This is a genomic window from Edaphosphingomonas haloaromaticamans (assembly GCF_001853345.1).
GTDB classification, from domain to species: Bacteria; Pseudomonadota; Alphaproteobacteria; order Sphingomonadales; family Sphingomonadaceae; genus Sphingomonas_E; species Sphingomonas_E fennica.
The window spans coordinates 848,797-867,373 of the sequence record NZ_MIPT01000001.1 but is presented as its reverse complement, the minus strand read 5'-3'; the positions used below and the strand labels follow the sequence as shown (position 1 = coordinate 867,373).

Sequence of the window (18,577 nt, the reverse complement as noted above, 5' to 3'; positions counted from 1 at the left end):
CTCACTTCCCTCCGGCCGGCAGCAGCCGGGCGATGGAGACGTTCGCCCCCGGCTGCACGCGCAACTGGCCTTCGGAAACCACGACGTCGCCCGGCTTCAGCCCCTGCGCGATCACCGCCTGATTGCCGAAGCGGCGGCCGACGGTGACGGCGACGATCTCGGCCTTGCCGCTCTTGCGGGCATCGGCGCCGCGCACCACGATCACGCTGTCGCCCGATGCCGATGTCTGGATCGCGGTGGCGGGCACCACCAGCGCGCCCCGTTGCGGCGGCAGGTCCAGCGCGGCGGTCACATACATTCCGGGGCGGAGCGCGCGATCCGGGTTGGGCACCGTCGCCTGCACCGTCACGTTGCGGCTGTCGCCGCCGATGCGCGGCTCGATCGCGTTCACCCGCGCGGTGAAGCGGCGGCCGGGCCAGGCGTCGCTGGCAAGGTTCACGACGCCGCCGATCGCCAGCCGCGCCAGTTCCTGCTGCGGCACGGTGAAATCGACATAGAGGGTATCGAGCGCCGTCAGCGTCGCGATCGGATCGCCCGGGTTCAGATATTGGCCCGGATTGATCTGGCGTATGCCCAGCTCGCCCGCGAAGGGCGCGCGCACCAGTTTCTGGGCGATGCGCGCATCGAGCTGGCGGACGGCGGCGATCGCCTGGTCATATTCGGCCTGCCGCTGCTGCAGCAGCTCGCGCGATTCCGCGCCGGAAGGCTCCAGTTCGCGCGATCGCGAAAGCTGCAACCTGGCGAAGGCCGCGCGCGCCGCCGCCGCCGCCCGGTCGGCCCGTTCCGGCGCATCGTAAAGCTCGACCAGCGGCGCCCCGGCCTGCACGCGGGCGCCGGCGGTGAAGCGGATGCCCACCACCCGGCCCGCCACCTCGGGCGCCAGCACCACCTCGCGCACCGCCCGCAGCGATCCCACCGCTTCCAGCGCCACCGGCACGTCCACGGGCGTCGCGATCACGGCGGCCACCGATACGGGCGGCGGGGCCTGCGGCGGCGGCGCGGCGTTGCGCAGCGTCCGCCAGCCATAAAGCGCGCCGAACAGCAGCAGCGTGGCCGCCAGCGCGAAGATGATCGGCCGCGTGCGGCCCGGCCTGCTATCGGTGGGATAGGATGATGGACCGGCAGGCGCATCCCGCTGGTCGGCAAGGCTTGAATGTTCCAGGGGACGCTCCCTTGTTCGAATCGGGAGCGCCTCTATAAAACCTCAACCATGATTGAGGTAAAGGGGGAATCGGTGGCAAGGCTGACGCACGCACAGGCATTGCGCGAACTCAGCGTGGGCGAGGTCGCGGCCCGCGCCGGCGTGCCGGTGTCGACGGTCCATTTCTACGAGGCGAAGGGGCTGATCTGGGGGCATCGCACGGCGGGGAACCAGCGCCGCTTCCATCGCGGCGTGCTGCGCGCGATCGCGATCATCAAGGTGGCGCAGCGCGCCGGCATCCCCCTTGCCGTCATCCGCGACCGGCTCGCCTCTCTGTCGTCGGACGGGCGGGTAACGATCGCGGCGTGGGAACGGCTGTCGACCGAATGGCGCGACGATCTGGACGACAGGATCGGGCGGCTCACCCGCCTCCGGGATCAGCTGAGCTCCTGCATCGGCTGCGGCTGCCTCTCGACCGAGGATTGCCCCCTGCGCAATCCGGGCGACACGCTCGCCGAAAATGGCAGCGGGCCGCGCCTGCTCGACCCGGATTGAGCCAGAGCGATTTCCAGGCGCCCTAGCCGCCGGCGATCCGGCCCTCGCCCGCCTTGAAGAAGAACTGGCTGCACACCAGCCACCCCTTCAGCGGCCTGAGCGGCAGCACGCACGTCACGATCAGGAAGGGCAGCGACGTGACGAGGTGGACCCACCAGGCCGGGCTCAGCCATATCTCCAGCAGCAGCGCGAAGGTCACCGCCGGCACGCAGCCGAAGCATATGACGAAGAAGGCCGGCCCGTCGGCGGGATCGGCGAAGTCGTAGCTCAGCCCGCAGACCTCGCACCCGTCGCGCAGCTTCAGGAATCCCTGGAACAGATGCCCCTGCCCGCAGCGGGGGCAGCGGCCGCGCAGGCCCGTGCGGATCGGCTCCAGCTTCGGCCATGGGCCGTCCTGCGGCTGGGCTTCCATCTTCCCCGGCATGCTGTTCACGGGCCTTGCCTCGTCTGTTCGATATGCTTGCCGTCCATCTAGGCGTTATGTATGGTTGCAACAACCATACATAACCATGCAGACGATCCATGCAAAATTGGGTGACCGCGATCCGGGCCGCCTCCGGCCCGCTCTATCTGGCCATTGCCGATACGATCGAAGGCGCGATCCGCGCCGGCCGGATCCGGCCGGGACAGCGCCTGCCCCCGCAGCGCGATCTTGCCCGCGCGCTCGATGTGGATCTCACCACGGTCACCCGTGCTTATGGCCTGCTGCGGTCCTCGGGGCTGGTCGAAGGCGCCGGCCGCCTCGGCAGCTTCGTCCGCAACGGCGCGCATGTGCAGGCGCTGGCCGCGCAGGCATCCGACGATACCGGCATGAACATGCCGCCCCAGCCCGGCTTCTCCCAGCTCGGCGAGGCGATCCGCACCGGCATGGCGGCGCTGCTCCGCGCCTCCGGCCCCTCCCCGCTGCTGCAATATCAGCCGACCGGCGGCTACGGGCACGATCGCGCCGTCGCGGCGGAGGCGCTGTCGGCGCGGGGCATGCCATCGACCGAGGATGAGGTGGCGATCGCGGCCGGCGGGCAGAACGCGCTCCATGCGATCCTCGCCAATGTCCTGGCGCCCGGCGACAGGCTGGCCGCCGGCCGCTTCGTCTATCCCGGCCTGCTCGCGCTCGCGGCCCGCTTCGGCATCCGCGTCGATCCGGTCGAAACCGATGCGGAGGGGCTCGATCCCGATGGCGTCGCCCGCGCGCTCCGGGGCGGGGCGAAGGCCGTCTATGTCGTCCCCACCAACGATAATCCCACCNCCGCCACGCTCGGCGCCGAACGGCGCGCGGCGATCGCGGCGCTGGCCCGCCGCCACGGCGCCCAGATCATCGAGGACGACGCCTATGGCCGGCTTCCCGCGGCCCCGCCCGCGACGATCGCCAGCCTCGCGCCCGAACGGACCTGGCATATCGCCAGCCTGTCCAAGATCGTCTCGCCCGCGCTGCGCATCGCCCATGTCCGCGCGCCTTCGGCCCGCGATGCCTGGCGGCTGTCGGCCGATATCCACGAAACCGCGGTCATGGCCGCGCCGCTCAACGCCGCGCTGGTGACGGGCTGGATTCGCGACGGCACGCTAGACCGGCTGGTGGCCGGCGTCCGCAGCGAAGCCGTGGCCCGGCAGCGCATCGCCGCGCACCATCTGGGGCAGGTGCCCTATGCGGCCCATCCCGAAGGCTATCACCTCTGGCTTCCGCTGGGGCCGGGCATGGCCGCCACCGATCTCGCCGCGGCGGTGCGCGGCATGGGGCTCTCCATCGTCCCCGGCGAAGCCTTCGCCGTCCGCAAGGATCGCCCCGCAGCCGCCGTCAGGATATCGCTGGGCGGCGCGATCGACCATGATCGGCTGCGCCGCGCCCTCGAATGCCTGGAAGCCCTGCTGCTCCGCAACCGGGCACGGGCGGCGGGCTAGGCGCCCGCCAGATACGCCGCCAGCGCTACCGCATTATTGTGCGCTTCGTCATGCGCGGCGTAGACCAGCGTCACCCGCTCCCTGCCCGCGATCTCCCGCAGTTCCGCGACCGCCGGATTGCCCGCCAGCTCCGCCGCATATCGCTTGCGGAATTCCGCCCAGCGCGCGGGATCGTGGCCNCCCGCGATCTCCCGCAGTTCCGCGACCGCCGGATTGCCCGCCAGCTCCGCCGCATATCGCTTGCGGAATTCCGCCCAGCGCGCGGGATCGTGGCCGAACCAGTGGCGCAGCTCCGTGCTGGGCGCGACATCCTTCAGCCACAGGTCGATCGCGGCCTTCGCCCTGGCAAGGCCGCGCGGCCACAGCCTGTCCACCAATATGCGCCGCCCGTCATCGTCGGCGGGCGCCAGATAGGCGCGCTTGATGCGGATATCCTGCGGCGATCCGGCGGCCATTCCTTCCTCCCGATGCCGCGCCATTGTGCTGGCCCCGGCCGGCGGACGCAATATCCGCCGGATTGGTCAGTCCAACGGCCCGACGTCGGAGACATTGCCGCTCTCACCCCAGCCGATCTGGTGGTTCTTCCTGTTCTGGCTGCCCGGCTATCTCGGCGATCGCTACGGCCTCGATCTCCTCAGCTTCGGGCCGCCGCTGGTGGCGATCTACCTGCTATCCGATGTCGGCAGCATCGCCGGCGGCTGGATGTCCTCGCGGCTGATGCGGGCGGGCCGGTCGGTCAATTTCGCCCGCAAGGCGACGATGCTGGTCTGCGCGGCCGCGGTGCTGCCGATATTCTTCACCCAGAATATCGATAATCTGTGGGTCGCGGTGCTCGTGATCGGCGTCGCCACGGCCGCGCACCAGGCATTTTCGGCCAATCTCTATACCCTGCCGTCGGATGTGTTCCCGCGCGCCGCGGTGGGATCGGTGATCGGCATCGGCGGCACGGTGGGCGCGATCGGGGGGATGATGATGGCCAAATATGCCGGCTTCATCCTCGACGGCTTCGGCACCTACACGCCGCTCTTCGCGGTGGCGGGCAGCGCCTATTTCCTGGCGCTGGTCGCGGTCCACCTGCTCTCGCCCCGGCTGGAGCGGGTTCGGGTGGAGGCGGCCTGATCGCCGCCCCGCCGGCAGGATGCGCCGGCGGGGCCGCCTTCATCCCGCATAGCGGGTTTCCATCAGGTCCAGCTCGCGGATCAGCTTGCGGGCGCCGTCGCTGCCAAGCTCGCGCTGGCGGCTGCGCCGGGTGATCTCGGCCCGCTCGGCCCTCAGCGCCGCCAGCCGCAGCTCCTTCTCGATCCTGTCCACCCGCCTGGCGGCCGCCGCGTCTTCGGCGATGGGGGACCGGGTCTCGATCCGGCGGCGATAGATGTCCATGATCCGCCCGGCGATCTCGACATAGAGGTCCGCATCCTCCTGCCCCTCGGCCAGCACGTGCTCGACGCGCTCGACCTCGGCGATCGCGGCCTTGGCCGCCGCGATGCGCGCCGCCTCGATCTCCGCGAGCTGGGAGGATTCGGCCGGCATCTCCAGCCCCTTCAGCAGCCAGGGCAGGCCGATGCTGGCGACGATCAGCGAAACGATGATCACCCCCATCGCCAGGAAGATCGCCAGGTCGCGCGCCGGAAAGGGCGATCCGTCGGCCATCGCCAGCGGCAGGGTCAGCACGCCGGCCAGCGTGATCGCGCCGCGCACGCCCGCGAAGGACATCGCCGCCACCAGCCGCCAGTTGGGCTGCTGGCGGGTCCGCCCATGGGTCAGCAGGGTGAAGCGGAAGGACACCCACACCCAGATGAAGCGCAGCGCCGCCAGCCCCAGGTTGATCGCCAGCACATATACGGCCAGCCAGCCCGGCTCGTGATGGCCGGTGATCCGCACCGTTTCGGCCGCCCCCGCCAGGATCAGCGGCAATTGCTCGCCCAGCAGCACGAAGATGATGCCGTTGGCGGTGAACTGGATCGCATCCCACACGGTGTTGCGGCGGATGCGGGTGGCGGCCATCGCCTGGGCGGAACCTTCGGCGAAGCCCATGGCGAGCCCCGCCGCCACAGCCGCGAGGATGCCGGAACAATGGAGATGCTCGGCCACCAGATAGGCGCCGAACGGGATCAGCAGGCTGATCAGGATCTGCGATCCGCTATCCTCGCCGAAACGGCCGCTCACCCCCGCCTTGATGCGCACGACCAGGAAGGTGACGCCCGCGCCGATCGCGATGCCGCCCAGCGCCACCCACAGGAAGTTCAGCGCGGCATCGCCGATCGAAAAGACGCCCGTCAGCGCCGCCGCCACCGCGAAGCGCAGGCAGACGAGGCCGGAAGCGTCGTTCAGCAGCGATTCCCCTTCCAATATGTGCATCATTCGCTTGGGGATGGGCACGCGCTGGGCGATCGCCGAAACCGCGATCGGATCGGTGGGGGAGATCACGGCCGCCAGCGCGAAGGCGACGGGCAGCGGCATCGCCGGGATCATCCAGTTGATGATCAGCCCCATGCCGAGCACGGTGAACACCACCAGCCCCAGCGCCAGCTCCAGCACGGTCTTGCCGTCCTTGAACAGCTCCTCGCGGGGGATGCGCCAGCCGTCCAGGAACAGCAGCGGCGGCAGGAAGAGCAGGAAGAATATCTCCGGGTCCAGCGTCACCCGCCAGTTGGCGGCAAGGCCGATCACGCCGCCCAGCGCGATCTGCACCAGCGGTCGGGGAACGGGCAGGGGCAGCATGCGCGAAACCACGCCGCTCACCACCACCGCCAGCAACAGGATCAGGATGATAGTGATCGTTTCCAACGATATTCCCTCGCTTGCATCCACGGTCGCCTGCGGGGCGTCCCCCGCGCTCATCCCCTTCTTGCGGCATTATTTCCGCGCTGACGACCCCGTTCGGAAATGGGGGCGGAACGTCGCGCCGATGGTCGCGCTCGTCGAAACGGCCGCAAAGATCGCGAAACGGGCGAATGGCGCGCCCCATCCGCATCGGGATGAGGCACCTTCCGCCGGCAGGGAACCGGGCGCAACCGGCAAGCATGGGGAAGATCAATGAGGCGTTTCGAGGACAAGGTCGTCATCGTCACCGGCGCGGCCGCCGGCATCGGCGCGGCGGCGGCCGCGCGTTTTGTCGAGGAAGGCGCGCGCGTCGTCCTCGCCGGCCGGACGGAAGGGAGCCTGAAGGAACGCGCCGATGCGCTCGGCGCGGGGGACAGGGCCCGCATCCGCGTGGCCGACGTCAGCAAGCCGGACGACATCGCCGGGCTGATCGATTTCACGGTCGGCGAATATGGCGCGATCGACGTGCTCGTGAACAATGCCGGCTCGGGCATGCTCGGCCGCGTCACCACGGTCGATCCCGCCGTCTGGCACCATGTGATCGCCACCGATCTGGATTCGATCTTCTACGCCTGTCGCTTCGCCATCCCGCATCTGGTGAAGACGGGCGGCTCGGTCATCAACATCGCCTCCGTTTGCGGCGTCGCGGGCGATTACGGCTTCCATGCTTATAATGCGGCCAAGGCGGGCGTCATCAACCTCACCCGATCGATCGCGCTCGATCATGCGCGCGACGGCATCCGCGTCAACGCGGTCAGCCCCGGCCTGATCGTCACGCCGGCCACCAGCCAGAGCTCGCCCGAGGCGCTGGCCAAATGGCACGCCGCCATCCCGATGCGCCGGCCGGGGCAGGTGGAGGAGGTTTCCGGGCTGATCGCCTTCCTCGCCTCCGCCGATGCCTCCTACATCACCGGCCAGAACTTCATCGTCGACGGGGGCATGCTGGCGCATACCGGGCAGGTCAACCTGCTCGAAACCTACGGCATGTAGTCCGGCGCCCGCCCGGCCGTCATCCTCCGGCCGGCCATCCATCGGAAAGCGCTACACTTCCGCGCGGCGACGCTTTAGGTAGCCGTGCGTGGGGCATATGATTCGTGTCGGCTTGGTCCGGATGGCGTCGGCTGTCCTGGCATCGCCGGCAGTTCAGGAGCGTGGACGAATGGCCCTCATCATGGTGCGTCGTTGAATTACCGGCTGCTGTTCCGGGCGGCCGGTCTTGCCGCCCTCGCCATCTCGCTCTCCTCCTGCTCCGGCAACCGGGACAATGGCCGCGACAAGGGCCCGCCGGAGGCCGGCTTCATCACCGTGAAGCCCGAAACCGTGCCGCTGGAGGTCGAGCTTTCCGGCCGCACCACCGCCTATGAGACGTCCGAGGTGCGCCCGCAGGTCTCCGGCCTGGTCAAGGCGCGGCTGTTCACCGAAGGCAGCATCGTCCAGGCCGGGCAGACGCTCTACCAGATCGATCCCAGCCTCTACAGCGCCGCCGTGAACGAGGCGACCGCCAACCTCGCCAATGCCGAGGCGAACCGCGAGGCGACCCAGGCCCGCGCCAATCGCTACAGGCCGCTGGCCGAGATCGAGGCCGTCGCCAAGCAGGATTATACCGACGCCGCCGCCACGGCGAAGCAGGCCGCCGCCAGCGTGGCGCAGACCCGCGCCAGCCTGGAAACCGCGCGGATCAACCTCGCCTTCACCCGCGTTCCCGCGCCCATCACCGGCCGCATCGGCCGCTCGCTCGTCACCACCGGCGCGCTCGTCACCTCAAACCAGGCCGATCCGCTCACCACCATCCAGCGGCTCGATCCGATCTATGTCGATATCCAGCAATCGAGCGCGGAGCTGCTGGCGCTGCGCCGCTCGCTGGCCCCCGGCGGCGGCGGCCAGCGCGTGCCCGTCCGCCTGAAGCTGGAGGACAATAGCGAATATCCGCTGGAGGGCCGGCTGGAATTCGCCGAGGCGATGGTCGATCCCAATACCGGCACGGTCACGCTGCGCGCGCTCTTCCCCAATCCCTCGGGCATCCTGCTGCCCGGCATGTATGTGCGCGCGCGCCTTGCGCAGGCGACCAGCCAGGGCGCCTTCCTCGTGCCCCAGCAGGGCCTGTCGCGCACGCCGCGCGGCGAGGCGACCGTGATGGTGGTGGGCGCGGACAACAAGGCCGTCGAACGCAAGGTCACGGCCGATCGCACCATCGGCGACAAATGGCTGGTGACGTCGGGCATCGCCGCCGGCGACAGGCTGATCGTCGAGGGGCTGGGCAAGATCCGGCCCGGCCAGCCGGTCAAGCCGGTCCCCGCCGGCTCGCCGCCGGCCTCCGGCAAGGCGCCTCCGGGCGCGGCGCAGGGCGGTTCCCGGCCGGCCGCGCGGGGCTAGGCCGTGCTGTCACGCATCTTCATCGATCGGCCCATCTTCGCATGGGTCATCGCCATCGTCATCATGCTGCTGGGCATCGGCGGCATATTGACGCTGCCGGTGGAGCAATATCCCGATATCGCGCCGCCCTCGGTCAACATCCGCGCCACCTATCCGGGCGCGTCGGCCGAAACGATCGAATCCAGCGTCACCCAGGTGATCGAGCAGCAGCTCACCGGCATCGACGGGCTGATCTACTTCCAGTCCACCTCGAACTCGTCCGGCTCGGTCACGGTCACCGTCACCTTCCAGAAGGGCACGGACCCGGACATCGCCCAGGTCCAGGTGCAGAACAAGGTGCAGCAGGCGCTGCCCCGCCTGCCCCAGCAGGTCCAGCAGCAGGGCCTGGTCGTCACGAAATCCAACGCGGATTTCCTGATGGTGGTGTCGATCTACGACGAGACGGATCGGATGACGAGCGCCGACGTCAGCGACTATCTCGTCTCCAACCTGCAGGATCCGATCGGCCGCCTCGCCGGCGTCGGCGACGTCAACGTGTTCGGATCGCAATATGCGATGCGGATCTGGCTCGATCCCTTCAAGCTTTCCGCCGTCCAGCTCATGCCGGCGGACGTGATCGCGGCGATCCAGGCGCAGAACACGCAGGTCGCCGCCGGCCAGATCGGCGGCCAGCCCTCGCCCGACAGCCAGATGCTGAACGCGATCGTCACGGCGCGGTCCCGCCTCACCACGGCGGATCAGTTCCGCGACATCATCGTCAAGACGCAGACGGACGGCTCCAAGGTGCTGCTGCGCGATGTCGCGCGGGTGGAGCTGGGCAGCGAAAGCTACAACAATGTCAGCCGGCTCAACGGCCATCCCGGCGCCGGCATCGCCATCCAGCTCGCGCCGGGCGCGGACGCGCTCAAGACGGCGAAGCTGGTGCGCAGCTATGTCGACGGCCACGCCTCCGCTTTCCCGCAGGGGCTGCGCTACGCCTATCCCAACGACAGCACCGCCTTCATCAAGCTTTCGGTGGAAGACGTCATCAAGACGCTGATCGAGGCGATCATCCTCGTAGTCCTGGTGATGTTCGTCTTCCTCCAGAGCTGGCGGGCGACGCTGATCCCGGCCATCGCCGTGCCGGTGGTGCTGCTCGGCACCTTCGGCGTGCTCGCGGCCTTCGGCTTCTCGATCAACACGCTCACCTTGTTCGGCATGGTGCTGGCGATCGGCCTGCTCGTCGACGACGCGATCGTCGTGGTCGAGAATGTCGAGCGCGTGATGGAGGAGGAGCCGGACATCTCCCCCCGCGACGCCACGATCAAGTCGATGTCGGAAATCAACATCGCGCTGATCGCGATCGCGCTGGTGCTGTCGGCGGTGTTCCTGCCGATGGCCTTCTTCGGCGGGTCCACCGGCGTCATCTACAAGCAGTTCTCGATCACCATCGTCTCCTCGATGGTGCTTTCGGTGGTGGTCGCCCTCATCCTCTCGCCCGCGCTGGCGGCCACCCTGCTCAAGCGGCCGGATCACGCGGCCCGGCGCGGCGGCCCCTGGATCGTCCAGCGCGCGCACCATTATGGCGATCGCTTCAACGCCTGGTTCGCGCGCATGTCCGAAGGCTATCGCGCCCGCGTCGCCCGCCTGTTCGGCCACATGAAGGCGGCCCTCCTCGTCTATGGCGCCATCGTCGTGCTGCTCGTGCTCATCTTCCTCAAGCTGCCGACCAGCTTCCTGCCCGTGGAGGACCAGGGCATCGCCCAGCTCCAGTTCACCCTGCCGGCGGGCGCCACCCAGGCCCGCACCATCGCGGCGGCCAAGACGATCGAGCGCTATTTCCTGGGGACGGAAGGCAAGAACACCAACGTCGTCTATGCGGTCATCGGCGGCAACCAGGCGGGCACCGGCCAGAATGCCGGGCGCGGCTTCCTGTCGCTGGCGCCGTGGGACGAGCGCAAGGGTTCGGCCAACAGCGCGGAGGCGATCACCCGCCGCGCGACGGCGGAGCTGGGCCGCGAGATGCGCGACGTCCAGTTCTACGCGCTCAACCCGCCCGCCGTGCGCGGCCTCGGCCAGTCGAGCGGCTTCACGCTGGAGCTGCTCAATTCCGGCGGCCTCAGCCGGGAGGAGTTCAAGGCCCGCCGCGATCAGCTCATCGCGGAGGCGTCCGCCGATCCCATCCTCGCCCAGGTCCGCCAGAACAGCCTGGAGGATACGCCCACCTTGTCGGTCCAGATCGATCAGGCGAAGGTCGGCGCGCTCGGCCTCACCCAGGCGGCGGTCGATCAGACGCTGTCGGCCGCGTGGGGCGGCAACTATGTCAACGATTTCGTCGATCGCGGCCGGGTGAAGCGCGTCTATGTCCAGGGCGACGCCCCCTATCGCAGCCGGCCGGAGGATCTCGCCAACTGGTTCGTGCGCGGCGCGTCCGGGCAGATGGCGCCCTTCTCGGCCTTCGCCCATATCGATTGGGGCCGCGCGCCCAACACGCTCACCCGCTTCAACGGCCTCGCTTCCTACGAGATTCAGGGCCAGTCGGCGCCGGGCAAGAGCTCGGGCGACGCGATGGCGCGCATCGCCGAGCTTGCGGGCCAGCTTCCCGGCGTCTCCATCGCCTGGGCCGGCCTGTCCTATCAGGAACAGATTTCCGGCGGGCAGGCGCCCTATCTCTACGGCCTGTCGCTGCTGGTCGTGTTCCTCTGCCTCGCGGCGCTTTACGAAAGCTGGTCCATCCCCTTCGCGGTGATGCTGGTGATGCCGCTCGGCCTGATCGGCGCGACCCTGGCGGTGCTGGCGCGCGGGCTGGAAAACGACATCTATTTCCAGGTCGGCCTGCTCACCACCATGGGGCTTTCGGCCAAGAACGCCATCCTGATCGTGGAATTCGCCGAGCAGGCGGAACGGCAGGGCCGCACGGCGGTGGAAGCCGCGCTGGAGGCCGCCCGCATCCGCCTGCGCCCGATCCTGATGACCAGCCTCGCCTTCATCTTCGGCGTGCTGCCGCTCGCCATCTCCACCGGCGCCGGCGCCAAGAGCCGGGTGGCGATCGGCACGGCGGTGATGGGCGGGATGATCACCGCCACGGTGCTGGCGATCTTCTTCGTGCCGCTCTTCTTCGTCCTCGTCCGCAGGCTGTTCCGCAAGGGCCATGCGGAAAAGCCGGACGGCCCGGCATCCGGCGGCGCCGCGGAGGCGCTGGCATGATCCGCCGCCTCCCGCCCGCCCTCTCCGCCCTGGCCCTTCCCGCCCTGGCTCTCCCCGCCCTGGCTCTCCCCGCCCTGGCTCTCCTCGCCGGCTGCACCATGGCGCCGGATATGCCGCGCCCCGCGCCCGCCATCCCGCAAAGCTGGCCGGCGGGCGACGCCTATCTCCGCCAGAGCGAGGCCGGCCTGCCCTCCGTCACCTATCGCGATGTCTTCCGCGATCCGAAGCTGCAGGCGATCATCGACCGGGCGATCGCCAACAATCAGGATCTGCGCGCCGCCCTCGCCAACGTCGCCTCCGCGCGCGCGCAATATCGCGTGGCGCATGCCGGCATCTTCCCGGGGATCGACGCCAGCGGGCGGATCTCGGTCAATCACGGCGCGAACGGCGGCGGCTCCCTCAACGGCGGCGCAAGCGGCGGCGGCGGCGATACCAACACCTCCTACAGCCTCGAAGGCGGCGTCACCGCGTTCGAGGTCGATCTGTTCGGCCGGCTGCAAAGCCTGAGCAACGCCGCCTTCGACGAATATCTGGGGACGGAGGCCGCGCTTCGCGCCGCCCGCCTCACGCTCGTGGCCGAAGTCGCCAACCTCTATCTCCAGCTCGCCGCCGATCGCACGCTGCTCGCCATCGCCCGCGATACGGAGGCGAGCGCGCTGCGCAGCGTGGAGCTTACCCGCGCCCGCCTCCAGGGCGGCATCGCCCCGCGCACCGATCTCCGCCAGGCGGAAACGATCCTCGCCCAGGCACGGTCGGATGCGGCGCAGCTCACCACCGCGATCGCCCAGGATCGCAATGCGCTGGAGCTGCTCGTCGGCGCCCCCGTGGCGGACGATCTCCTCCCCGCCGCGCTCGACGGCACGGAGGACCAGCTTGCCGAGCTTCCGCCCGGCCTCGATTCCGGCATCCTGCTGCGCCGCCCCGATGTGGTGCAGGCCGAATATCGCCTCTACGCCGCCAATGCCCGGATCGGCGCGGCGCGCGCGGCCTTCTTCCCGCGCATCTCGCTGACGGCGCTGGCCGGCCTCGCCAGCACCGCGCTTGCCGATCTCTTCACCGGCGATGCCTTCACCTGGAGCGTGCAGCCCTCTGCCACCCTGCCGATCTTCGACTGGGGGGCCAATGCCGGCAACCTCGCCGATGCCAGGGCGCAGCGCGATCTGGCGCTGGCCAATTACCAGAAGGCGATCCAGACGGCCTTCCGCGAGGTGGCGGACGCGCTGGCCCGGCGCGGCACGATCGACAGCCAGCTCGGCTCCGATCGCGCGCTGGAGGAAGCCGCCCGCGACAGCCTCTATCTCGGGACGGAGCGGTATCGCGGCGGCATCGATTCCTATCTCAACCTGCTCGATGCCCAGCGCACCCTCTATTCCGCCCGCCGCACCCTCGCGGCGACGCGGCTGGCGCGCGCGCAGAATCTCGTCGCCCTCTATCAGACGCTGGGCGGCGACGAGCTGATGGAACAGCCCCCAAGCCCCCGCCCGCCCCTCCCGCGCGCGGCCGATTGACGGCGCCCCCCCGGAAATCTACGGAACCACCTGTTGCCCCGGTAGCTCAGCAGGACAGAGCAACGGTTTCCTAAACCGCAGGTCGGGAGTTCGAGTCTCTCCCGGGGCACCACGATCCTGAAAGCACGGCAATCCGGCGTTTCCGGCTGAGGCCATTCCCGAACAAGAGAGAGCTCTGGTTGGTATCGGGCTGCAAGGAGACCAGCGGCTTTTGGCCATCCGATTTGAGACGGCTGCCATTAACAGTAGCGACTCAAAGGCGGCGGCTGCAGCCTCAGAGGCGGTCGTTCGAGCGCTCCATGGCGACGCCTTGGATGAAATTGCTGTCGATGAGAAATGTCGACATGGTGCCGACATAGTGGAGGGGCTATGTTGATTGAAGCAAAGCTGCAGGACCAGCAACGCTACCATGACTTGATGGTTGAAGCGAAGGTCCGAATGACGGCCATCAATACCTTCACGGGCGATCAGAGGGGAATCCCATCACAGATCATCCGCGAGTTCGATATTTTGCAAATCCGCATGATCTGCGAGATAATTGGCCTCGCTTGCCTTGTCGCTCATGGGGACCTCATCGATCAAGCACAGGGCAACCTACGTAAAGAATATAAGCCTGGGCAGATATTTGATGCTCTTGAGGATTTGCACGACGATTTCTTTCCAGTGCCCGGCACCCTCAAGAAAACTGAAACAGGATGGCATTTCGATTACTGGGAGGGCGGGCCATTTGCGACCAAGGAGGAGCTCACCACAATTTGGGCGCGCAGTGGCGATGTGCTGCATAGGGGGAGCCTTAAAAACCTCATCAAAGCCAAAGCGCCTGTCGAGAACCAGTTCGCCGAGGTCGTCGAATGGGGGCAGAAGATATCGAATTTACTGCAAGCTCATCGGATAATCACCGTTGGCCGGGAATGGGCGTTCGTCTCTATGTTGCGTAACGAGGCGGAAGAGGTGCAGGTCGTCGCCGTCCGTGCAGAGCCCCCAGCGAAGGAAGCGGTGATTGCGGCGGCGAACGACGCAGCTGGCGCGGACAATGAGATAGAGTTGTAGGGGGGACGAGCGGCATGGGCTGGTTGGAATGGTCCTTAGCGGTCATTGGCTCGACGGCGTGGCCCATCGCGCTCGTCGTTATCGCGCTGATATTGCATCACGATCCTGAAAGCGCGGCAATCGGCCTTTCCCAAACAAAGGAGAAACCTTTGCAAGGCTGATCGGCATATGTGCGCCACGGCGGTTCATGAAAGGGTCCGCTTCAAGCCGTGGGCACGGTGCCGCCATCGATGACATATTCCGCGCCGGTGATCGCGCCCGCTTTCGGCGATGCCAGAAACGCGATCAGGTCCGCCACTTCCCTGGGCCTGGCCGGGCGACCGAGCGGGATGCCGCCAAGCGCGTTCATGATGATGCGCTTGCCGCCTTCATAATCGGTTCCGGCGTCAGCCGCGAGGCGCTCGGCCAGCGCCACGGCGGCGTCCGTCTCCACCCAGCCGGGAGAAACCTGGACGACGCGGATGCCCTTGGGCGCCACCTCCTTCGACAGGCTCTTGCTGTAGGTCGCAAGCGCCGCCTTGGCGGCGGCATAAGCGGTGGTCGATTCCGGCAGGGGAAGCACATGCTGGATCGACGTGACGTGGATGACGACGCCAGACCCTTGCGCGATCATGGCGGGCAGCAGCGCCCGGTCGATACGGACCGCGGGCATGAGGTTGAGATCGAGTTCCCTTGCCCACTCCGCGTCGCTGAGCGCCGCAAAGCCGCCCGGCGGCGCGCTCGACCCGCCCAGCGTGTTGACGACGATGTCGATCCCGCCAAGCGCGTCGAGCGTGGCCCGCGCGGCGACAGCACAGCCTTCCGCGCTCGTCAGGTCCGCCGCCGCATAATGGACGCCCGCCGAGGCTGGGCCGGGCACGGTTCGCGCGGTCGCGACCACGCGCGCCCCGGCCTCCTGCAACGCCTCCACCACCGACGCCCCGATCCCCTTGGTGCCCCCGGTGACAAGCGCCCGCGCGCCGGCCAACTGAAGGTCGAAGCTCATGGGATGATCTCCAGCGAGGCGATCTTGTCGCCCTGCAAGCGGAAGAAGAATCGCAGGTCGACGGGGCTGCCGGGAAAATCGCCGGCGAGATGGCAGGTGACGACCGTCCTGCCGTCGCTCTCGTCCATGGCGACGGGTTCGCTCGTATAGGCGTATCTGGCCGATGCGTCCGCCTTCCAGGCGGCGATGGCCGGTCGGCCGCCATGCGTCCGGCCCTCGTCCTGCACGACGGCGTCCTCGGTGAAGCAGCGCGCAACCGCTTCGCCGTCCGCTCGATCGGCGGCAAAATAGGCGGCAATGGGTTGAGGTAGATTAATCGGCATAGCGCTTCCTCGGCAGTGCATGGCGCGGTCGAACGCCATGCTGATTGATCGAGCGCGAGAGTGAGGTTACGCTTTGTGAATGGCAAGAACACACGAAAAAGTAGGGAACTTACCTGAAGGTAAGAATAGCCATTTGACGCCGGTTTCGGCAGCAAGTGGGGTGGAGGAGGTGCTGCGGATACTGGAGGGGCGCTGGAAGCTGGTGATCCTGTTCCATCTGTTCGGCGGCAGGATATTGCGCTTCTCCGATCTTGAGCGGGCGATTCCCGCCATCTCGCAGAAGATGCTGATCCAGCAGCTTCGCCAGATGGAAAAGGACGGCGTCGTGCGCCGGATCGTCCACCATCAGGTGCCGCCCAAGGTCGAATATTGCCTTACGGACTGGGGGCAGGCGCTTTGCCCCGCCCTCGATGCCTTGCTGACCTGGGCCGGTCAGCGTCCGCCAGCGGCGGAACGGGAATGAAGACGCCCATCTGAATCCCGTCGAACGACGATCAACCCGTCCTCATCCTCGTCATCCCGGCGCGCGCCGGATACCGCGCAACGGATCAGCCATGCCCGCCGGCTGCCTCCAGGATCAGGCCCGCGATTTCGGCGGGGTGGGACAGGAGCGAGACATGGCTCGATCGCAGCTCGATCGTCCTGGCTCCCATGCGGCCGGCCATGAAGCGCTGGAGATCGGGGTCGATCGTGCGATCCTCGGTGGAGACCGCATAATAGCTCGGCTTGCCGCGCCAGGCGGCATTGGCGGTGCGCCCGGCGAGCAATTCCCTGCGGAAGGGCTGCTGCACGGCGAGGAGGACCTTCGCCTTCGCCGCGGGCAGGTCTCCCGCGAAGTCGCGCAGGAAGGCTTCGTCGCCCAGCCGCCCCTCGTCGCCGTCGTAGATGATGCCCGCGCTGGCCGGGGCCGCCGGGAATTTCGCGGCCAGCGCCCCATAATCCTCGCCGGCATCGGGCGCCCGCGCCGCGACATAGACCAGCGCGGAGACGTTGGGATGCACGCCCGCCTCGGTGACGATCATCCCGGCGAAGCTGTGGCCGGCGAGCACCGTCGGCCCGGTCTGCCTGTCCAGCACGCGGCGGGCGGCGGCGACGGCTTCGGGCAATGTGGTGAGCGGGTTCTGGACGGAAACGACATTGAGCCCCCGCGCCTGCAGCAGCGGGATCACTTCCGACCAGGACGATCCGTCGGCGAACAGGCCGTGCACCAGCACGACGTTGCGGGCCTTCGCGCCGCCGGCCGTCTCGGCCGCCGCGCGCGCCTCGGTCATGGCGCCGGCCATGGCCGCGCTCCCCACGGCGAGGGCTGCCGCCCCCACGAATGTGCGCCGGTCGATGGTCATGCGGCCATGCCCTCCAGCGCGATCGCCTCCGGCCCGGCGATGCCGTCCCGTCAGCCCGCCGCCGCCGGCGCGCCCGCGGGATCGAACATCTCGCGCATCCGCATGCTATACCGGTCCTCGCCCGCCGACCAGCGCAGGCCGGCGAGCATCCGGGTATCGGCCCCGGCGGGAAAGCGGAGCCGGCGATGCTCCGCCGTCGCGGCGGCGAAGATCGCCTCGGCCACCTCCGCCTCGGTGCAGTAAGGCGTGGGATAATCGGCCATCTTCGCGAAGCATGCCTGGGCGAAGGCGGCATAGTCCGGGGGGATCAGCCCCGCCATGCGCGGTCCGCCATTGGCGGTGAAGCGGGTGGTCGGCGCATAGCCCGGCTCCACCAGCCGCGCCTCGATGCCGAAGGGGTGCAGCTCATAGGCCAGCGATTCGGTGAACCCCTCCACGGCGCATTTGCTGCCGGCATAGACGGCCACCAGCGGCATCGGCCCGATCGCCGCGCTCGACGTCACGTTGACGATCGCGCCATGCCCCTGCCGCCGCATCGCGGGGATGATGGCGCGGCACATGGCGAAGACGCCGAAGCTGTTGGTCTCGAAGATTTCCCGGATCACGGCGTCCGGCGTCGCCTCGACGGCGGAAGCCAGGCCGATCCCGGCATTGTTCACCAGCACGTCGATCGATCCGGCCCAGTCCAGGCCGGCCGCGATGGCGCCCGCGATGCTGTCCGCGTCGGTCACGTCCAGCGGCAGCACCTTCAGCCGATCGCCGGCATCCGCGAAGGTGGCGGGATCGGGGCGGCGCATGGTGGCGATCACCTTCCACCCGCGCGCCAGGAAATGATCGGCGGCGGCCTTGCCATAGCCGGATGAGGTGCCGGTGATGAAAACGGTCCTGCTCATATCGCCTCCCTGGGCTTCGCTGTCGCGGCCGGGGTTAGACGGGAGGGCGGGGACGATCTATAATCCATGATCCGATATTATTTACGGATCGTCCCGATGGACCCGTTGAGCACCGTCATCGCCCTGCTGCGGCCCCATGCCGCTTTGTCCAAGCCGATCACCGCGCGCGGCGACTGGGGCGTGCGCTACGCCGCTTATGGCATGCCCGGCTTCGCGATGGTGGTCGAGGGCGGCTGCTGGCTGACATTGGCGGCGGGCGATCCGGTGCGGCTGGAGGCGGGGGATTTCGTGCTGCTGCCCGTGGCGCCGGCCTTCGACATGGCGAGCCGGCCGGGCATGGCCTGCGTGCCGGTGGAGCCGTCCGGGCAGGCGCTGCGCCACGGCGATCCCGATGGCGCGCCCGATTTCCGCATGCTGGGCGGCAGCTTCCGGGTCGATCCCGCCAATGCGGCGCTGGTGTCCGCGCTCCTGCCCGGCATGATCCATGTCCGCTCCGCCCTG

Annotated in this window: 18 protein-coding genes, 1 tRNA gene and 1 pseudogene; 12 read left to right on the top strand and 8 right to left on the bottom strand. The window is 68.5% G+C overall.

Going from position 1 to position 18,577, the window contains the following annotated elements; genetic code table 11:
* Nucleotide 1: 1 nt before the first annotated feature.
* Nucleotides 2-1,072: an efflux RND transporter periplasmic adaptor subunit gene (locus BHE75_RS03960; protein ID WP_438830605.1), complete on the bottom strand. Its 1,071-nt coding sequence runs from the start codon at nt 1,070-1,072 to the stop codon at nt 2-4.
* Nucleotides 1,073-1,234: 162 nt separating this feature from the next.
* Here BHE75_RS03960 and soxR point away from each other — a divergent pair, with 162 nt between their 5' ends.
* Complete coding sequence (soxR, locus tag BHE75_RS03955; RefSeq protein ID WP_015459389.1) at nt 1,235-1,696, top strand: redox-sensitive transcriptional activator SoxR; 462 nt, start codon at nt 1,235-1,237, stop codon at nt 1,694-1,696.
* 22 nt (nt 1,697-1,718) lie between these two features.
* On the opposite strand, the gene BHE75_RS03950 is transcribed toward soxR, so the two are convergent.
* Nucleotides 1,719-2,120: a DUF983 domain-containing protein gene (locus BHE75_RS03950; protein ID WP_236626913.1), complete on the bottom strand. Its 402-nt coding sequence runs from the start codon at nt 2,118-2,120 to the stop codon at nt 1,719-1,721.
* Nucleotides 2,121-2,218: 98 nt separating this feature from the next.
* Between BHE75_RS03950 and BHE75_RS03945 the strand changes: the two genes are divergently transcribed.
* Nucleotides 2,219-3,592, top strand: coding sequence for a PLP-dependent aminotransferase family protein (locus BHE75_RS03945; protein WP_070932551.1), 1,374 nt, complete (start codon nt 2,219-2,221; stop codon nt 3,590-3,592).
* Here BHE75_RS03945 and BHE75_RS03940 read toward each other — a convergent pair.
* The gene (locus tag BHE75_RS03940; RefSeq protein WP_070935468.1) at nt 3,589-4,047 is read right to left on the bottom strand and encodes a DUF488 domain-containing protein; all 459 of its coding nucleotides are present in this window, start codon (nt 4,045-4,047) and stop codon (nt 3,589-3,591) included. The two genes, BHE75_RS03945 and BHE75_RS03940, sit on opposite strands and share 4 nt — an antisense overlap.
* Before the next feature lie 112 nt (nt 4,048-4,159).
* Here BHE75_RS03940 and BHE75_RS03935 point away from each other — a divergent pair.
* Nucleotides 4,160-4,711 (top strand): annotated as a pseudogene (locus tag BHE75_RS03935) (MFS transporter); the annotation flags it as partial.
* Between the two features lie 39 nt (nt 4,712-4,750).
* On the opposite strand, the gene BHE75_RS03930 reads toward BHE75_RS03935, so the two are convergent.
* Nucleotides 4,751-6,379, bottom strand: a complete 1,629-nt coding sequence (locus BHE75_RS03930) for a Na+/H+ antiporter (RefSeq protein ID WP_041865415.1) — start codon at nt 6,377-6,379, stop codon at nt 4,751-4,753.
* 249 nt (nt 6,380-6,628) lie between these two features.
* On the opposite strand from BHE75_RS03930, the gene BHE75_RS03920 reads away from it, so the two are divergent.
* The 7 genes from BHE75_RS03920 to BHE75_RS24355 all read left to right on the top strand — a co-directional run bounded on the left by BHE75_RS03920 (nt 6,629) and on the right by BHE75_RS24355 (nt 14,693).
* Entirely contained in the window at nt 6,629-7,405 is a 777-nt protein-coding gene (locus tag BHE75_RS03920) for an SDR family NAD(P)-dependent oxidoreductase (RefSeq protein WP_070932546.1), read from the top strand.
* Nucleotides 7,406-7,597: 192 nt separating this feature from the next.
* On the top strand, nt 7,598-8,788 hold the full coding sequence (locus tag BHE75_RS03915; protein ID WP_070932544.1) for an efflux RND transporter periplasmic adaptor subunit: 1,191 nt from the start codon (nt 7,598-7,600) through the stop codon (nt 8,786-8,788).
* A 3-nt stretch (nt 8,789-8,791) separates the two neighbouring features.
* Nucleotides 8,792-11,974 carry an efflux RND transporter permease subunit gene (locus tag BHE75_RS03910; protein WP_070932542.1) on the top strand — a complete coding sequence of 1,061 codons (3,183 nt, stop codon included), beginning with the start codon at nt 8,792-8,794 and terminating at the stop codon, nt 11,972-11,974.
* The gene (locus BHE75_RS03905; RefSeq protein WP_070932540.1) at nt 11,971-13,482 is read left to right on the top strand and encodes an efflux transporter outer membrane subunit; all 1,512 of its coding nucleotides are present in this window, start codon (nt 11,971-11,973) and stop codon (nt 13,480-13,482) included. Before BHE75_RS03910 ends, BHE75_RS03905 begins: the two co-directional genes overlap by 4 nt.
* Nucleotides 13,483-13,517: 35 nt before the next feature.
* Nucleotides 13,518-13,594: transfer RNA gene (locus BHE75_RS03900), tRNA-Arg, on the top strand.
* A 257-nt stretch (nt 13,595-13,851) separates the two neighbouring features.
* Nucleotides 13,852-14,532, top strand: coding sequence for a hypothetical protein (locus BHE75_RS03895; protein ID WP_070932538.1), 681 nt, complete (start codon nt 13,852-13,854; stop codon nt 14,530-14,532).
* A 14-nt stretch (nt 14,533-14,546) separates the two neighbouring features.
* Complete coding sequence (locus tag BHE75_RS24355; RefSeq protein WP_191225144.1) at nt 14,547-14,693, top strand: hypothetical protein; 147 nt, start codon at nt 14,547-14,549, stop codon at nt 14,691-14,693.
* A 41-nt stretch (nt 14,694-14,734) separates the two neighbouring features.
* On the opposite strand, the gene BHE75_RS03890 is transcribed toward BHE75_RS24355, so the two are convergent.
* Together BHE75_RS03890 and BHE75_RS03885 are read right to left on the bottom strand one after the other, a co-directional pair.
* Nucleotides 14,735-15,517 carry an SDR family oxidoreductase gene (locus tag BHE75_RS03890; protein WP_070932537.1) on the bottom strand — a complete coding sequence of 261 codons (783 nt, stop codon included), beginning with the start codon at nt 15,515-15,517 and terminating at the stop codon, nt 14,735-14,737.
* Nucleotides 15,514-15,879 carry a nuclear transport factor 2 family protein gene (locus BHE75_RS03885; RefSeq protein ID WP_254684357.1) on the bottom strand — a complete coding sequence of 122 codons (366 nt, stop codon included), beginning with the start codon at nt 15,877-15,879 and terminating at the stop codon, nt 15,514-15,516. Before BHE75_RS03885 ends, BHE75_RS03890 begins: the two co-directional genes overlap by 4 nt.
* Nucleotides 15,880-15,973: 94 nt before the next feature.
* Between BHE75_RS03885 and BHE75_RS03880 the strand changes: the two genes are divergently transcribed.
* Nucleotides 15,974-16,303: a winged helix-turn-helix transcriptional regulator gene (locus BHE75_RS03880; protein ID WP_015459376.1), complete on the top strand. Its 330-nt coding sequence runs from the start codon at nt 15,974-15,976 to the stop codon at nt 16,301-16,303.
* 85 nt (nt 16,304-16,388) lie between these two features.
* On the opposite strand, the gene BHE75_RS03875 is transcribed toward BHE75_RS03880, so the two are convergent.
* Together BHE75_RS03875 and BHE75_RS03870 are read right to left on the bottom strand one after the other, a co-directional pair.
* Entirely contained in the window at nt 16,389-17,183 is a 795-nt protein-coding gene (locus BHE75_RS03875; protein WP_070932533.1) for an alpha/beta fold hydrolase, read from the bottom strand.
* A gap of 50 nt (nt 17,184-17,233) precedes the next feature.
* Entirely contained in the window at nt 17,234-18,076 is an 843-nt protein-coding gene (locus tag BHE75_RS03870) for an SDR family oxidoreductase (protein WP_070932531.1), read from the bottom strand.
* 96 nt (nt 18,077-18,172) lie between these two features.
* Here BHE75_RS03870 and BHE75_RS03865 point away from each other — a divergent pair.
* Nucleotides 18,173-18,577: cupin domain-containing protein (locus BHE75_RS03865; protein WP_139181819.1), on the top strand; the 405-nt coding region annotated here is incomplete at its 3' end.

Bases quoted from the DNA above. Each gene is read 5' to 3' on its own strand.
- BHE75_RS03950 (WP_236626913.1), bottom strand. From the start codon at position 2,120: ATGCCGGGGAAGATGGAAGCCCAGCCGCAGGACGGCCCATGGCCGAAG.
- BHE75_RS03920 (WP_070932546.1), top strand. From the start codon at position 6,629: ATGAGGCGTTTCGAGGACAAGGTCGTCATCGTCACCGGCGCGGCCGCC.
- BHE75_RS03905 (WP_070932540.1), top strand. From the start codon at position 11,971: ATGATCCGCCGCCTCCCGCCCGCCCTCTCCGCCCTGGCCCTTCCCGCC.
- BHE75_RS03895 (WP_070932538.1), top strand. From the start codon at position 13,852: ATGTTGATTGAAGCAAAGCTGCAGGACCAGCAACGCTACCATGACTTG.
- BHE75_RS24355 (WP_191225144.1), top strand. From the start codon at position 14,547: ATGGGCTGGTTGGAATGGTCCTTAGCGGTCATTGGCTCGACGGCGTGG.
- BHE75_RS03890 (WP_070932537.1), bottom strand. From the start codon at position 15,517: ATGAGCTTCGACCTTCAGTTGGCCGGCGCGCGGGCGCTTGTCACCGGG.
- BHE75_RS03885 (WP_254684357.1), bottom strand. From the start codon at position 15,879: ATGGCGTTCGACCGCGCCATGCACTGCCGAGGAAGCGCTATGCCGATT.
- BHE75_RS03875 (WP_070932533.1), bottom strand. From the start codon at position 17,183: ATGACCATCGACCGGCGCACATTCGTGGGGGCGGCAGCCCTCGCCGTG.
- BHE75_RS03870 (WP_070932531.1), bottom strand. From the start codon at position 18,076: ATGAGCAGGACCGTTTTCATCACCGGCACCTCATCCGGCTATGGCAAG.